At 68.3% G+C, this 14,438-nt stretch carries 12 protein-coding genes and 1 tRNA gene; 8 read left to right on the top strand and 5 right to left on the bottom strand.

Annotated features, from left to right (window positions below; all coding sequences use genetic code 11):
- Positions 1 to 45 precede the first annotated feature (45 nt).
- Positions 46 to 1,335, top strand: coding sequence for an NCS2 family permease (locus tag IAI58_RS12345; protein ID WP_272874773.1), 1,290 nt, complete (start codon positions 46 to 48; stop codon positions 1,333 to 1,335).
- A 60-nt stretch (positions 1,336 to 1,395) separates the two neighbouring features.
- On the opposite strand, the gene IAI58_RS12340 is transcribed toward IAI58_RS12345, so the two are convergent.
- Positions 1,396 to 1,947 carry a transglycosylase SLT domain-containing protein gene (locus tag IAI58_RS12340; protein ID WP_207445542.1) on the bottom strand — a complete coding sequence of 184 codons (552 nt, stop codon included), beginning with the start codon at positions 1,945 to 1,947 and terminating at the stop codon, positions 1,396 to 1,398.
- A 967-nt stretch (positions 1,948 to 2,914) separates the two neighbouring features.
- On the opposite strand from IAI58_RS12340, the gene IAI58_RS23475 reads away from it, so the two are divergent.
- Positions 2,915 to 3,661, top strand: coding sequence for a PEP-CTERM sorting domain-containing protein (locus tag IAI58_RS23475; protein ID WP_419555780.1), 747 nt, complete (start codon positions 2,915 to 2,917; stop codon positions 3,659 to 3,661).
- Here the strand turns inward: IAI58_RS23475 and IAI58_RS12330 are convergent.
- The 3 genes from IAI58_RS12330 to IAI58_RS12320 are packed head-to-tail and all read right to left on the bottom strand — an operon-like array spanning position 3,564 to position 6,803.
- Positions 3,564 to 4,295, bottom strand: a complete 732-nt coding sequence (locus IAI58_RS12330) for a proteasome-type protease (protein ID WP_207445499.1) — start codon at positions 4,293 to 4,295, stop codon at positions 3,564 to 3,566. The genes IAI58_RS23475 and IAI58_RS12330 overlap by 98 nt on opposite strands.
- Positions 4,292 to 5,239 carry an alpha-E domain-containing protein gene (locus tag IAI58_RS12325; protein WP_207445500.1) on the bottom strand — a complete coding sequence of 316 codons (948 nt, stop codon included), beginning with the start codon at positions 5,237 to 5,239 and terminating at the stop codon, positions 4,292 to 4,294. Before IAI58_RS12325 ends, IAI58_RS12330 begins: the two co-directional genes overlap by 4 nt.
- 4 nt (positions 5,240 to 5,243) lie before the next feature.
- Positions 5,244 to 6,803, bottom strand: coding sequence for a circularly permuted type 2 ATP-grasp protein (locus tag IAI58_RS12320; protein ID WP_456315959.1), 1,560 nt, complete (start codon positions 6,801 to 6,803; stop codon positions 5,244 to 5,246).
- Positions 6,804 to 7,058: 255 nt separating this feature from the next.
- On the opposite strand from IAI58_RS12320, the gene IAI58_RS12315 reads away from it, so the two are divergent.
- From IAI58_RS12315 to IAI58_RS12295, 5 genes are all read left to right on the top strand, one after another.
- Positions 7,059 to 7,724 (top strand): DUF1194 domain-containing protein, encoded by a 666-nt coding sequence (locus tag IAI58_RS12315; protein ID WP_207445501.1) that lies wholly within the window; start codon positions 7,059 to 7,061, stop codon positions 7,722 to 7,724.
- Between the two features lie 15 nt (positions 7,725 to 7,739).
- A complete protein-coding gene (locus IAI58_RS12310; RefSeq protein ID WP_237182848.1) occupies positions 7,740 to 8,816 on the top strand; it encodes a ligase-associated DNA damage response exonuclease in 1,077 nt (358 codons plus the stop codon).
- Positions 8,813 to 10,429, top strand: coding sequence for a cisplatin damage response ATP-dependent DNA ligase (locus tag IAI58_RS12305; RefSeq protein WP_207445502.1), 1,617 nt, complete (start codon positions 8,813 to 8,815; stop codon positions 10,427 to 10,429). Before IAI58_RS12310 ends, IAI58_RS12305 begins: the two co-directional genes overlap by 4 nt.
- Before the next feature lie 98 nt (positions 10,430 to 10,527).
- A complete protein-coding gene (locus IAI58_RS12300) occupies positions 10,528 to 10,701 on the top strand; it encodes a DUF1328 domain-containing protein (RefSeq protein WP_207445503.1) in 174 nt (57 codons plus the stop codon).
- 108 nt (positions 10,702 to 10,809) lie between these two features.
- A tRNA-His gene (locus tag IAI58_RS12295) sits at positions 10,810 to 10,882 on the top strand.
- A gap of 74 nt (positions 10,883 to 10,956) precedes the next feature.
- On the opposite strand, the gene IAI58_RS12290 is transcribed toward IAI58_RS12295, so the two are convergent.
- Positions 10,957 to 12,126, bottom strand: coding sequence for a benzoate/H(+) symporter BenE family transporter (locus IAI58_RS12290; RefSeq protein WP_207445504.1), 1,170 nt, complete (start codon positions 12,124 to 12,126; stop codon positions 10,957 to 10,959).
- A gap of 196 nt (positions 12,127 to 12,322) precedes the next feature.
- Here IAI58_RS12290 and IAI58_RS12285 point away from each other — a divergent pair, with 196 nt between their 5' ends.
- A complete protein-coding gene (locus tag IAI58_RS12285; protein ID WP_237182210.1) occupies positions 12,323 to 14,275 on the top strand; it encodes a PhoX family protein in 1,953 nt (650 codons plus the stop codon).
- Positions 14,276 to 14,438 lie beyond the last annotated feature (163 nt).

Raw genomic sequence — 14,438 nt, 5'->3', positions numbered from 1 at the left:
TTGTATCTTGCGTTACAAGACCAGGACATTCCGGGGATTATCGCTTTGGACCGCTTCTTCAGCCTCTCGGCGCGGGGGACTACGCCCCGCACCGAGATCATGGCCGGTTTGGCCACCTTCCTGACCATGGCCTATATCGTCGTGGTCAATCCGGGCATGATGGCCGCCGCCGGCATCGACCATGGCGCAGCCTTCGTCGCCACCTGCCTGGCCGCCGCCATCGGATCTGCCCTGATGGGTCTCCTGGCCAACTACCCCATCGCGCTGGCGCCGGGCATGGGGCTGAACGCCTATTTCGCCTTCGCCGTGGTGGGCGGCATGGGTGTGTCCTGGCAGGTCGGGCTTGGCGCGGTCTTCCTCTCGGGCCTCATCTTCTTTGCGGTGTCCGTCGCCGGCTTCCGGGAATGGCTGATCAACTCCATTCCCTTCTCCCTCAAGCTCGGCATCGCCGCCGGCATCGGCCTCTTCCTCGGCTTCATCGGCCTGCGGGGCATGGGGCTCGTGGCGGATAACCCCGCCACCCTGGTGCAGCTCGGCTCGCTGCAGGAAACCTCGACCCTGCTCTCCTGCATCGGCTTCGTGCTGATCGCGGGGCTGGTGGCGCGGGGTATCACGGGCGGCATCGTCATCGGCATCATCATCACGGCGCTGCTGGGCATCCCCTTCGGGCTGACCACCTTCCAGGGCATCGCCTCGCTGCCGCCCTCCCTGGCGCCGACCTTCATGCAGATGGACATCCAGGGCGCCATCAGCCTCGGCCTGCTCGGCATCGTCTTCACCTTCTTCATGGTGGATCTGCTGGACAATGCTGGCACGTTGATCGCCACCACCCACCGCGCAGGGCTGATGGACAAGGACGGCACCGTGCCGCGACTGGGCCGCGCGCTGATGGCGGATTCCGGTGGTGCCATGATCGGCGCCGCGCTCGGCACCTCCACCACCGTCTCTTATATCGAGAGCGCGGCGGGCGTGCAGGCCGGGGGGCGGACGGGCCTGACGGCGCTGACCGTCGCGGCGCTGTTTCTGCTGACGCTGTTTCTGGCGCCGCTGGCGACCTCCATCCCCGCCTTCGCCACGGCGCCGGCGCTGGTGCTGGTGGCCTGCCTGATGATGCAGGGGCTGCGGGACCTGGCCTGGGATGACACGACCGAATACCTGCCGGCCATCGTCACGGCCGTCACCATGCCCTTCAGCTTCTCCATCGCCACGGGCATCGGCCTCGGCTTCATCACCTATGCGCTGGTGAAGGTCGTCGCTGGCCGGGCAGCGCAGGTGCATGGCGCGGTCTGGCTGATCGCACTGCTCTCGGCCATCAAATTCTATCTAGGCGCCTGAAAGCGGAAGCGGCGCGGCCGTGACCGGGCCGCGCCGCTGGTGAAATAAGGCCTAAGGCGCTCAGTTCTCAGGCGCTTCGGCGAGTTCCAGAAGAGTCGCTCCGCTGCGCCGCACGCGGGCGATCTCATTGCTGCGGCAGCCGGTGCGGCCCATCAGGTTCTCACGCGAGTTGAGCACCTGCAGCTTGGCCTGCACACGGCAGACCAGCTTGTTGGCCACGCCGGGCCGGGCGCCATTCCAGGCACGAATGGCATCGGCCCAGTTGCCGGTGCGGTTATACTGCATCCGCAGATGTTTCGCGGCCCAGGTGGTCGCCTTGCCGGGATCGAGCGGCCAGTCGCTGCCCCTGGCATGCACTCGCGCATTGACCTGCATGCAGCCGGCCATCACGGATTGGCGCGCGCCGGCACCGTTCAGCAACTTCCGCGCCTGGGCGGTAGTTTCTGGATAGTAAGACCGGCCGCCAATGTTCAGGGCATTGGCGTGGAGCCCGGATTCAGCCAGTGCAACAGCGACCAGCAGCCCATCGGGCAGGTCGTGGGCAGCTTCTGCGGCCCGTGCGGCATCAAGGCAGGCGGATCGTGGTCCAGCTGCCTCGGCGGGCCTGGACATCAAGATGGGCGCGCCGAGAACAAGGGCCGTAGCGAGAGCCGCGATCGTCAGCCGGGGGAGCTGCTTCGACCGTGAGCTATTCGCATGACCCGTGCCCCGGAGCGGAAAGGCGCTCCGTGCGAATTTGCACGGGAACGCCGCGGGTCTGCGCCGATGCGAGGGCATCGGCCGGCTTGTCGCGGACGTCATGCCCGACCGGTAACACGCGAAAATTCTGGCGCAAAGCAAAAACTGCTCAGGCGGGCCATGACATGGCCAGATGATCATATAAGAATAAGCTTATATACAGTATGCCCTTTGAGCTTTCTGCAGCACTTGCTATTCGGCAACAACCAAAAGAAAATTTAAAGCATTCAATGCTTTGCGCCCGCCGCAGCGCGGTCGGATGTCTGGTTCTGATGTCGAGGCGGGATCCCATAAGGCGATGTCAAGGCCCGGTGGCCGAGTGGGCGAGAATCAGACAGCGGCACGGGGCCAGTCCTTCAGCACAGGCGCGACCTCATGCTGGCAGCCCAGGCGCCGCCTCTTATGGCGAGCCGGCACTGCCCTGCCGCGCAAGGGCTGTGCAATCTTGAACACCTTCTTCCGGGCCAGGAACTCCCGCCGACGCAGCGGGTGTAGGCCGGGCCGATCATCAACATCGCCTCGGCTCTCCGTTGCTGAGAGGATCCGGCGGCTCTTCGGCCTCTTCCCTTCCTTTTCGACAGGCAGGCGCTTCGCGCTGTCAGAATTCATGACGGCTTGAACTTCGCCGTAAGATCGGAAGCCGTCAAAATGACTGGATTTTAGGCAGATTATCTGCCTCATTTTAAAGAATTTTCCCGATATTGCTTGAATTGGTGGCAGAAATAGGGTATGGGCGCCTCAAAAATCTTCTGAAATCGGAACAGTCAGGGGGAATTCGGTCAACGATCCGGTTTCGCAAAAAAGACACGCAAACCGGCGTCGTGGAGTGAAGGGACTGGCTATGCTGCAGTACATGTGGATTTGTCGGCCCGTAGCCCGGGTCGTACGCCGAGCCGCAGGCACTGCCCGGCGGGTCGTGCGGCGTGCGGGACAAAGCGTGAAGAAAGGTGTTGGCGCGGCGGCACCGCAGGTTGCCCGGCGGGGCATCGGGGCGGCAACAGCCATCCCGCTTGGGGGGCTGGCCTGCTTGATGGTGCCGTTTATGCTGCCGATGGACGGCGAGACACCCCAGGAGCCAGCCGCCGTGGCTCGATCCGGCTGGACGCCCCCCTTTGCGCTGGACACCCTCCACACCGGGCAGGCGAGCGTCCTGGACGGCGTTACTTTGAATGGCGCGCCTTTACTCGGGGGCGGAGCGGACTTCGGGTGGCGGGATTTCGCCATGATGGCACTGCTTGATGCCGAAATAGCCGAAACGGTGCTGTTTCCGGGCGACCCCGGTCAAGAGCCGGGCAGGCCTGGCGGACCTGGCGGACCTGGTGGACCTGGTGGACCAAGTGGACTTGGCGGACCGGGCGAATCAGGTGGGCCGGGCGGAGCGGGCGGATCATCGGACGTGCCCACGCCGCCGACCGAGGTGCCGGAACCGGGCGTGTTGAGCCTCTTCCTGGCCGGCCTGGGTGGATTGTTCGTGGCGCGGCGCGCCGTCGCTAGAGCCAGCCTGGGCAGGGCATGGCCTGGTAAGCGTCCCGCAGCGCGACGGACCAAGCCTCCCGCAGATCACGGAAATACGGGTCTGCCTCGGTGACGCGCTGTTGCAGCCGGACCTCGTAGCGGCCGGCTTTATAGACCAGCAGGTCCAGCGGCAGCCCGACCGACAGGTTGGAACGCAGCGTGCTGTCCATGCTGACGAGGGTCAGCTTCACACCGTCCTCAAGGCTGGTCTGGTGGTTGAGGGCGCGGTCCAGGATCGGCTTGCCGTATTTGTGCTCGCCGATCTGCAGAAAGGGCGTATCGGGCGTGGCCTCGATGAAATTGCCGGCGGCATAGACGAGATAGAGCCGCACTGGCCCGCCGGCGATCTGGCCGCCGAGCATGATGGAAACATCGAAGCCGATACCGAGCGCCTTCAGGCTTGGCCCGTCCGAGGCATGGACCGCGCGGATCGCTGCCCCCACCAGTTGCGCGGCGCGGAACATGCTGGGGATGGTGAAGAGCGTGTGCTTCTCCCCCTCCAGCGCCACGCCCTCGCAGAGCCGGTTCCAGACCGCCTGGGTGATCGCGAGATTGCCGGCGGAGAGCAGGCAGAGCATCCGTTCGCCGGGCGAGGTGGCGGTGTGCATCTTGGAAAACGTGGAGATATTGTCGACGCCCGCATTGGTGCGGGTATCTGCCAGCATCACCAAGCCATCTTCCAGCCAGAGCCCGACGCAGTAGGTCATTCCTGCGGTGCCCCCAGATAGTGCCGCCCGATCTGCCGCCCCAGCTCGATATTGTGGTCGATGGTCTGGGTCAGGAAGTCGTGCAGCCCGGCATCGAGGATGCTGCCGATCTCGCCGGAGCGCATGCGCGCCTGCAGCGCCGCGGCCAGCCGGTGGCATTCGCCCTCGATGCCGCCGTTTTCCTTGGCTATCGCCTTCAGCACCGTCTCGACATTACTGTAGCAGGCCACCAGCGACCGGGGCAGTTCCGGTCGCAACAGCAGCAGCTCCGCCACCAGCCGGGGCTGCAACCGGGCATGATAGACATGCTGGTAGGCGCGCAGGGCAGAGACGGCGCGCAGTACCGCCTGCCACTGGGCGTAGTTGGCTGCATCGCCCGCGGCTTCCGGCGCGAAGGCGGCGTGGCGCACATCCAGCAGGCGCGCGGTATTGTCGGCGCGTTCCAGCATGGTGCCGAGGTGGACGAAACGCCAGGCATCGTCACGCAGCATGGTATCGGTGGCGGCGCCGTTGAACAGCAGGGCGCGGGAACGCACCCAGTCCAGGAAGCCCGGCAGGCGGTCGCCACTGATCACGCCGGCGTCCATGCGGCGGAACTCGATCCAGCTGTCGTTGATCGCTTCCCACATATCGACGGTCAGCGCGGAGCGGACGGCGCGGGCATTGCGCCGGGCCGCCTCCACACAGGCGCCGATGCCGCTGGGATTATCGAGATCCAGCGTCAGCCAATGCACCACCGCTTCCGGGGTCGGCTGGGCATGCTTGGCTCGGAAGGCGGATTCGGAGCCGGTGGCGATCAGCAACGCGCGCCATTCGTCGCCGGCGGAGAGGGGGCGCGCGAGCATGACCATGCGGGTGGTGGCGGCGAGGCCACGTGCGACATTGCCCGCGCGCTCGGAATAGCGGCCGAGCCAGAAGAGGTAGTCGGCAGTACGGGAGAGCATGGTGTCAGGCTTTCCCTCGCGGCTGGCTGCCCTGCGACTGCGACTGGCCCTGCTGTGACTGAGCGTCCTGAGGCTGGGCCGGGCCGGGCGCTGCTTCTGCCTCCGGCGAGGCGGGGGTGGACGGAGGCTCGCCGGACGGGTCCTCCAGCAGCACCCAGGTATCCTTGGTGCCGCCGCCCTGGCTGGAATTGACCACCAGCGAACCCGGCCGAAGGGCCACGCGCGTCAGCCCGCCCGCCACCATGCGAATGGTCCTGCCGAAGAGGATGAAGGGGCGCAGGTCCACATGGCGCGGGGCGATGCCATCCTCCCCCAGCGTCGGCACGGTGGAGAGGGCGAGGGTGGGCTGGGCGATGTAGTCGCCCGGCCGCGCCTTGATGCGCCCGGCGAAATCGGCGCGCTGCTCCTCGGTGGCGTGGGGCCCCACCAGCATGCCGTAGCCGCCGGAGCCGCGCGCCAGCTTCACCACCAGCTTGTCCAGATTGGCCAGCACGTAATCCTGGTCCGCCGGGCGCTCACACATGAAAGTCGGCACATTGGCCAGGATGGGCTCCTCCTTCAGATAGAAGCGCACCATCTCCGGCACATAGGGATAGACGGCCTTGTCATCTGCGATGCCGGTGCCCGGCGCATTGGCCAGGGCGACATTGCCGGCGCGATAGGCGGCCATCAGCCCCGGCACGCCCACGACGCTGTCGGCGCGGAAACACTCGGGGTCGAGGAAATCATCGTCGATACGGCGATAGATCACATCCACCCGCTGCGGCCCGGCGGTGGTTCGCATGAACACCACCTCGTCCTGCACGAAGAGGTCGGCGCCCTCCACCAGCTCGACGCCCATCTCATCGGCCAGGAAGGAGTGCTCGTAATAGGCACTGTTATAGGGGCCGGGGGTGAGCACCACGACGCGGGGCTCGCCTTCGCAGGAGGCGGGAGAGATGCTCTTCAGCGTCTCCAGCAGTTCCTCGGGGTAGTGGCTGACGGGGGCGATGCGGTGGCTGGCGCAAAGTTCGGGAAAGAGGCGGAACATCGCCTCCCGGTTCTCCAGCATGTAGGAGACGCCGGAAGGCGTGCGGCAGTTATCCTCCAGCACGGAGAAGGCGTCGGCCTCCGTGCGCACGAGGTCGATGCCGGAGATGACGGTCCAGACGCCGCCGGGCGGCGTGAAGCCCCGCATCTGCGGCAGGTAGCCCTCATTCTCCAGCACCAGCTCGCGCGGGATGCGGTTGGCCTTGATGATCTCCTGTGGCCCGTAGATATCGGTCAGGAAGGCGTTCAGCGCCCGCACGCGCTGCTCCAGGCCCTGGCAGAGATGCATCCACTCGGCATGGGAGAGGATTCGTGGAATGACGTCGAAGGGGATCAGCCGCTCGGGGTCGCCGCCTTCGGTATAGACGGCGAAGGTAACGCCGATGCGGCGGAACAGCACCTCGGCCTCCTTCCGCTTCTGTTCCAGCGCGGCTTCGCCATGGGCCGCGAGGAAGCGCGCCATTTCGGCGTAGGGGGGACGGATGGCGCCATCGGCGTGCATTTCGTCGAAGGCGGAGGACGTTCGATCTGCCACGGCTGGTTGCGTCTTCCTCTTCGCTGGCGCCGTCCGGGGGACGACAAGCCTTCCGGATAATTAACGTACCGACTTGAGCAAGGCTTAGGAGAGGGCGCAAGCGGCGCGCGCCGTCTCATCCACCGCGCCATCTCAGCCGGACGGGCATTCTGCCCACGCCGGCGCCAGCCTGCCCGTGCCCAGGGCGTCTGGATGGTTAATTGACAGATATCCGCGTCCTTGCCGACCCTGCACCTTCACAGAGGGTATCATCCTATGCTGCGCCGCCACCTGCTTGCCGTGCCCGCCTCCCTGGCCGCCGTGCCGGCATGGGCGGAGGGTGACGTGGATCTGCTGCTGGTCGTGGCCATCGACGCCTCCGGCAGCATCGACGAGGCGGAATTCCGGTTGCAGCGGGATGGCTGCGCCGAGGCCATCCAGCATGCCTCCGTCCTGGCGGCCATCCGCGGCGGCCCCATGGGGGCCATCGGCATCGCCATGGTGGAATGGGGCGCGCCGGGCGGGGCGGCGACGGTGGTGGACTGGCAGCGCGTGGATGGCCCGGCCAGCGCGGCGCGGGTGGCGGAGGCCTTCCGCGCGGCGCCACGTTCCCGCCAGAGTTGGAATGCCATCGGCGATGCCATCGACCATGCGGCGCGGCTGATCGCCGGCGCCCCCTTCCGGGCCGCGCGGAAGGTGATCGACGTCTCCGGCGACGCGCCGGATATGCGCGGCCTGCGCTCCGCGCCGGTGGCGCGGGATGACGCGGTGGAGGCCGGCATCAGCATCAATGCCCTGGCCATCCTGGGCGGCGTGCCCGGCCTGGCGGATGTCTTTGGGCGGGGGGTGATCGGCGGGCCCGGCGCCTTCGTGATGACCGCCGAGGGACGCCCCGACTTCGCCCGCGCCATGCGCGCCAAGCTGGTGCGGGAGATCGCCTGAACCAATGAGTGTATAGTGCGTTACGCTCACGTGCCGACTCCACCTCATCCCGAAACCTGGATCCGCGTCCTGCCGCAGGGTCTCTATTGCGAGCCGGGCGATTTCTTCGTCGATCCGCAGGCGGGCGTGCCGCGCGCGGTCATCAGCCATGGCCATTCCGACCACGCCCGCCCCGGCCATGACTCCGTGCTGGCGACGCCGGAGACGCTGGCCATCATGAACCTGCGGCTGGGCACGGCGGCCGCCGGGAGGGTGCAGCAGCCGCTGGCCTATGGCCGCGCCATCGAGCAGAACGGCGTACGGATCACGCTGCTGCCGGCGGGGCATGTGCTGGGCTCGGCGCAGGTGATGCTGGAATGGCAGGGCAGCCGCATCGTCGTCTCCGGTGACTACAAGCGCCAGCCGGACCCGACCTGCCGGCCCTTCGAGCCGGTGCCCTGCGACGTCTTCGTCACCGAGGCCACTTTCGCGCTGCCGGTCTTCCGGCATCCGCCCGCCCAGGTGGAAGTCCGGCGGCTGCTGGACAGCATGGCGCTCTTCCCGCAGCGGACGCATCTGGTGGGCTGCTACGCGCTGGGGAAGTGCCAGCGGCTGATCGCCGAGCTGCGGGCGGCGGGCTACGACCGGCCGATCTACCTGCATGGCGCCCAGGCCAATGTCTGCGCGCTGTACGAGCATTTCGGCGCGAAGCTGGGGGAATTGCTGCCGGTGCCACGGCCGACGCGGCGCGGCGAGACGGTGCTGCCCGGCGAGGTGGTGCTGGCGCCGCCCAGCGCCGATGCCAGCCCCTGGGCGCGGCGGCTCGCCGACCCTGTGACCTGCCTGGCGTCGGGCTGGATGCGGGTGCGGCAACGGGCCAAGGCGCGCGGCGTGGAACTGCCGCTGGTGGTCAGCGACCACGCCGACTGGCCCGACCTGCTGCAGACCATCGAGGAAGTCGGCGCGCCGGAGGTCTGGGTGACGCATGGGCGGGAGGAGGCCCTGATCCACGCCCTCGCGCAGCGGGGCGTGCGCGGGCGCGCGCTGCATCTGCTGGGGCGGGAGGAGGATGAGGTGGAGGCGGACCTGCCGTTGCAGGAGGTGGAGGCATGAGCCTTCCCGCTTTCGCCGACCTGCTGGAGCGGCTGATCTTCACCCCCGGCCGCAATGCCAAGCTGGCCCTGTTGCGGCGCTGGTTCGCCACCCAGCCGGACCCGGACCGGGGCGTCGGGCTGGCCGCCATCGCCGGGGAGCTGAGCTTCACCGCCGCCAAGCCGGCACTGATCCGGGACCTCGTGGCCAGCCGCACCGATCCCGTTCTGCTGGCGCTGAGCCATGACTATGTCGGCGACTTCGCCGAGACGGTGGCGCTGATCTGGCCAGAGCCCAAGCCGCGCCCCAATCGCCCGCCGCCCGCTCTCTCGGAAGTGGTGGAGACGCTGGAACTGGCCAACAAGGCCGATATCCCCGGCATTGTCGCGGAGTGGCTGGATGTGCTGGACGCCGGCGGGCGGCTGGCGCTGATCAAGCTGGTGACGGGCGGGCTGCGCGTGGGGGCCTCCGCCCGCCTCGCGCGGCAGGCGCTGGCTGACTGGGCCGGCAAGCCGGTGGAGGAGATCGAGGAACTCTGGCACGGCATCCCCGTACCCTATCTGCCGCTCTTCGCCTGGCTCGAGGGGCGTTCGCCGCGCCCGGACCCGCAGAACGTGCCGGTCTTCCGCCCGGCGATGCTGGCCCATGCGCTGGAGGAGGCGGATATCGCCATCCTGGACCACGCCGCCTACCGGGCGGAGTGGAAATGGGACGGGGTGCGGGTGCAGGTCTCGGCCGGGCCGGGCGGACGGCGGCTCTGGTCCCGCACGGGGGAAGACTACTCTGTCGCCTTTCCCGATGTCATGCAGTCGCTCGACTTTCACGCCGTGCTGGATGGAGAGCTGCTGGTGATACGGGGCGGCGAGGTCGCCCCCTTCGCAGAGTTGCAACAGCGCCTGAATCGCAAGGTGGTGGGTCCGAAGATGTTGCGGGACTACCCGGCCGGGCTTCGCCTCTATGACATCCTTTTCGAGAATGGGGAGGATCTGCGCCCGCTGCCCTTCGACACGCGCCGGACGCGGCTGGAGGCCTGGTTCGCGCGGATGAAGCCAAAGGCCATGGACCTTTCGCCGCAGATCGCCTTCGTCTCCCTGGACCAGCTTTCGGCGCTGCGGGACGGCGCGCGGGCCGCCGGGATCGAGGGGCTGATGCTGAAGCGCGGCGACGCGCCCTATGTCGCCGGGCGCCCCAAGGGCATGTGGTGGAAATGGAAGCGCGCGCCGCTCAGCGTCGATGTGGTGCTGATGTATGCCCAGCGCGGTCATGGCAGGCGCAGCAGCACCTATAGCGACTACACCTTCGGCCTCTGGCGCGAGGATGGGGCAGGGGGGCGGGAACTGGTGCCGGTGGGAAAGGCCTATTCCGGCTATACGGACCAGGAACTGGTCTGGCTGGACCGCTGGATCCGCAACCACACCATCGGCCGCTTCGGCCCGGTGCGGGAGGTGGAGAAGAGCCTGGTGCTGGAGGTCGTCTTCGACGCCGCCCAGCTCTCCAGCCGCCACAAGTCAGGGGTGGCCATGCGCTTTCCACGCATCGCCCGGCTGCGGACGGATAAGCCGGCGCTGGAGGCCGACCGGCTGGAGACCTTGCTGGCCATGGTGGAGAACCGTCCGGCCGAAGCTGGGGCCTGATTATTAAACGCTGTTCATCCAGCGAAATGGAACCTGAGCCGTTTTAGGGACGTTGGGCCTGCGGAACCGCGGCCGTCGCGGGCAAGAGGAGCAACGCCATGCTGAAATGGGCCCTGATCTGCCTCGTCATTTCCCTGGTCGCCGGCGCGCTGGGGTTCCGGGGGGTGTCCTCGGCCGCGGCATCGGCCGCCAAGGTGCTCTTCGCCATCTTCCTGATCCTCTGCATCGTCTTCCTGATCATGGCCTTCACGGCCGGGCAGCTGGTTTTCTGAGCGCGGGTGACAAGACTGCACGGAAGCTGAAGAGGGGCGGTTGACGCGGAGCCGCAACCGGCTTATTTCGCGGGCCTCGGCGGTGATCGCATCGCTGAGGTGCGTATGGCGGCCTTAGCTCAGTTGGTAGAGCGCCACGTTGTGGTCGTGGATGTCACGGGTTCGAGCCCCGTAGGTCGCCCATCCGCCCTTTTCCGATACTGATTCCCCGTGGTGCCCCAGGCTGATGCCCGGGGCTTTTTTATTGGCCGCGGCTCAGCGCCGCAGCCGGTCCAGCAGCATCAGCGCGCCCCCGGCGAGCAGCCCCCAGAAGGCCGCGCCGATCCCGAAGACGGAGAGGCCGGAAGCCGTGGTGACGAAGGTCGCCATGGCCGGCAGGCGGTTGCGTTCCTCCACCACCGCGCTGGTCAGCGCACCGCCGAGTGTGCCGAGCAGCGCCAGCCCCGCCACCGTCTGGATCAGCAGCGGCGGCGCCGCGGCGATGATGGCGGCGGCGAGGCCCGCGCCCAGCCCCAGGACCATATAGGCCGTGCCGCCGGCGGCCGAGGCCACCCAGCGCCGCGCGGGGTCGGGATGGGCGTCATGGCCCGCGCAGAGCGCGGCCGTGAGGGCGGCGAGGTTGAAGGGATGCGCGCCGAAGGGGGCGATCAGCAGGCTGGTGAGCCCGGTGGCGGTGAAGATCGGCCCGGGCGCGGGGCGGTAGCCATGGGCATGCAGCACTGCCAGCCCCGGCACGTTCTGCGAGGCCATGGTGACCAGGAAGAGCGGCAGCCCCAGCCCGATGGCGGCGGTGAGGCTGAACTGCGGCATGATGGGAGCGGGCCAGGAGATGGCCGCCATGCCGCCCGCCGGCAGCGGCGTGGTCATGAGGATGATGGCCCCGGCCACCAGCACCGCCACCGGCACGGCGAAGAGGCGCGCGAAGCGCCAGGTCAGCGCCCAGGCCAGGATCACCGGCAGCGCTAGGGTGGGCATGGCCCCGGCGGCGCGCACGGGTGCCAGGCAGATCTCGAAGAGGATGCCGGCCAGCATGGCGCTGGCCAGCGCGCTGGGGATGCCCGCCGCCGCGCGGCCGAAGGGTTTCCAGAGCCCCGCCGCCACGATCAGCGCGCCGGCAACCAGGAAGGCACCGATGGCGGCGGGAAAGCCGCCCTCCGGCATGGCGCTGGCGGCCAGCAGCGCGGAGCCCGGCGTGGACCAGGCGAGGGTGATGGGCATGCGCCAGCGTGCGCTGAGCCAGATGGCCAGCGCGCCCTGCGCCAGGCAGACGGCCAGCAGCGCGCCCGCGGCCTGGGCCGGCGTGGCACCGACCACCGTGTAGCCATGCAGCACCAGGGCGAAGGTGCTGGCGAAGCCCACCACGGCGGAGAGCACGCCGGCGAAGACCGGTTGCAGCAGGCCGGGGGAGGGTTCGGCTGGGGACATGGCAAGGCTTCCGCTTGGCAGGGCCGGCGAGCATATCCGAGGATGGCACCCGATCAATGTCAGAGCCCGGATACAGGCCGGCTGGCGGCTGTCACCGCTTCTTCATCAGGCTGTCATCGGCGTGAAGCGGCGGTCCCGTTTCTTCCGTGCGTCCGGCGGTGCCTCCTGGCGCCGTCCCTGAATGCGGAACGATACCATGACCAGAGACCGTCAGCCCGAAATCGAGGATATCGGCAGCAACCCCGCGCCGCGCGAGACCATCGGGGAACTGGTGGAGCGCCGCCTGTCCCGCCGTGCCGCCATGCGTGGCTTCTTCGGCGCGGCGGCGACGGCGGTGCTGGCGGACCAGCTGCTCGTTTCGGGCGGTCAGGCCCTGGCGGCGCAGGCCGGGCCTTCGAGCCTGAGCTTCAAGGAAGTGGCGCACCAGATGACGGCGCGGGACGCCGTGCCCGAAGGCTATGAGATCCAGACCGTGATCCGCTGGGGCGACGCGGTGCTGCCCGATGCGCCGGCCTTCGACCCGCTGCGCCAAACGGCCGAGGCCCAGGCGGCGCAGTTCGGTTACAACAACGACTACGTGGACTTCTTCCCGCTGCCGCGCGGCAGCAGCAACGCCAGCCACGGGCTGCTGGCCGTCAACCACGAATATGTCGACACGCAGCTCATGTTCCCGGACATGGGGGATGAAGACAGCGCCCGCCAGCGCAGCTCGCGCGAGCAGGCGCGGGTGGAGATGGCGGCGCATGGCATGTCCGTCGTCGAGATCCGCCGCGAGAACGGGCGCTGGGCGCCGGTGAAGGCCGGGCGCCTGAACCGCCGCATCACCGCCGATACGCCGATGCGCGTCAGCGGGCCCGCCGCCGGGCATGAGCGGATGCGGACCAGCGCCGACCCCACCGGGCGGCTGGTGCTGGGCACGCTGAACAACTGCGCCGGCGGCAATACGCCCTGGGGCACGGTGCTGACGGCGGAAGAGAACTTCAACCAGTATTTCGGCGGCGCCGCGGCGAAGACGGGCGCGCAGGCGGCTGCCTACAAGCGCTACGGCATCGTCGAGAAGTCCAGCTATTCCTGGACGAAATACGAGGACCGCTTCAACCTGGACAAGGAGCCGAACGAACCCAACCGCTTCGGCTGGATCGTCGAGTTCGACCCCTATGACCCCGAGAGCCGGCCGGTGAAGCGCACGGCGCTGGGCCGCTTCAAGCACGAGGGCTGCACCCATGCCGTCTCGGCCGACGGGCGCGTGGCCTTCTATTCCGGCGACGACGAGCGCTTCGACTATGTCTACAAGTTCGTCACCGCCCGGCCGTGGAACCCGAACGATCCCGCCGCCAACCGTGACCTTCTGGACGACGGCACGCTCTTCGTCGCCCGCTTCCATGAGGATGGCCGGGTGGAGTGGCTGCCGCTGGTGCATGGCCAGGGTCCGCTGACAGCCGAGAACGGCTTCGCCAGCCAGGCCGACGTGCTGATCGAGACGCGCCGCGCCGCCGATCTGCTGAAGGCCACGCCGATGGACCGGCCGGAGGATGTGCAGCCCAACCCCGTGAATGGCCGCGTCTATGTGATGCTGACCAACAACACCCGCCGCGGGCCGGAACAGGCCGACGCGTCCAACCCCCGCGCCGCCAACCGGCACGGCCATGTCATCGAGATCATCCCGCCCGGCGCCGGCACCGGCGCGGTGGACCATGCGTCGGCCGAAGGGCGCTGGGAGATCTTCCTGATGGCGGGCCGGCCCGGCGTGGATGCGGGCGCGCAGTACCACCAGGCCACCAGCAGCGAGGGCTGGCTCTCCTGCCCGGACAACTGCGCCTTCGACGCCAAGGGCCGCATCTGGATCTCGACCGACGGCGCGCCTGGAACCTCCAAGGTGGCGGATGGCCTCTACGCCGCCGATACCGACGGCGAGGGGCGGGCGCTGACCCGGCTCTTCTACCAGGCGCCGACCGGCGCGGAGGTCTGCGGCCCCTGCTTCACGCCGGATGATGAGACCATCTTCCTGGCCATCCAGCATCCCGGCGACGACAAGGGCAGCAGCTTCGCCAATCCCTCCACCCGCTGGCCGGATTTCCAGGAGGGGATGCCACCAAGGCCGGCGGTGATCGCCATCGTCAGGCGCGGGGGCGGCAAGATCGGCGCCTGAGGACCGAATCGGCGCGGCGGGGCGCTTGAACAGGGCCTGAGGCAGGGCAATCTCTTGCCTCATGCGCCTGTCTTCTTCCTCCCGCCTCGCCAGCCGGCTGCCTTCCGGGCCCGCCGCGGCACGGCGTGTCACCGGCTTCGTGCTGCTGGGTAGCTCCCTTTGG

It is taken from the genome of Roseomonas marmotae (assembly GCF_017654485.1).
Taxonomy (GTDB): domain Bacteria; phylum Pseudomonadota; class Alphaproteobacteria; order Acetobacterales; family Acetobacteraceae; genus Pseudoroseomonas; species Pseudoroseomonas marmotae.
This window is presented reverse-complemented; position numbering and strand designations above follow the sequence as displayed.

Bases quoted from the DNA above. Each gene is read 5' to 3' on its own strand.
- IAI58_RS12340 (WP_207445542.1), bottom strand. From the start codon at position 1,947: ATGTCCAGGCCCGCCGAGGCAGCTGGACCACGATCCGCCTGCCTTGAT.
- IAI58_RS23475 (WP_419555780.1), top strand. From the start codon at position 2,915: ATGCTGCAGTACATGTGGATTTGTCGGCCCGTAGCCCGGGTCGTACGC.
- IAI58_RS12330 (WP_207445499.1), bottom strand. From the start codon at position 4,295: ATGACCTACTGCGTCGGGCTCTGGCTGGAAGATGGCTTGGTGATGCTG.
- IAI58_RS12325 (WP_207445500.1), bottom strand. From the start codon at position 5,239: ATGCTCTCCCGTACTGCCGACTACCTCTTCTGGCTCGGCCGCTATTCC.
- IAI58_RS12315 (WP_207445501.1), top strand. From the start codon at position 7,059: ATGCTGCGCCGCCACCTGCTTGCCGTGCCCGCCTCCCTGGCCGCCGTG.
- IAI58_RS12305 (WP_207445502.1), top strand. From the start codon at position 8,813: ATGAGCCTTCCCGCTTTCGCCGACCTGCTGGAGCGGCTGATCTTCACC.
- IAI58_RS12300 (WP_207445503.1), top strand. From the start codon at position 10,528: ATGCTGAAATGGGCCCTGATCTGCCTCGTCATTTCCCTGGTCGCCGGC.
- IAI58_RS12290 (WP_207445504.1), bottom strand. From the start codon at position 12,126: ATGTCCCCAGCCGAACCCTCCCCCGGCCTGCTGCAACCGGTCTTCGCC.
- IAI58_RS12285 (WP_237182210.1), top strand. From the start codon at position 12,323: ATGACCAGAGACCGTCAGCCCGAAATCGAGGATATCGGCAGCAACCCC.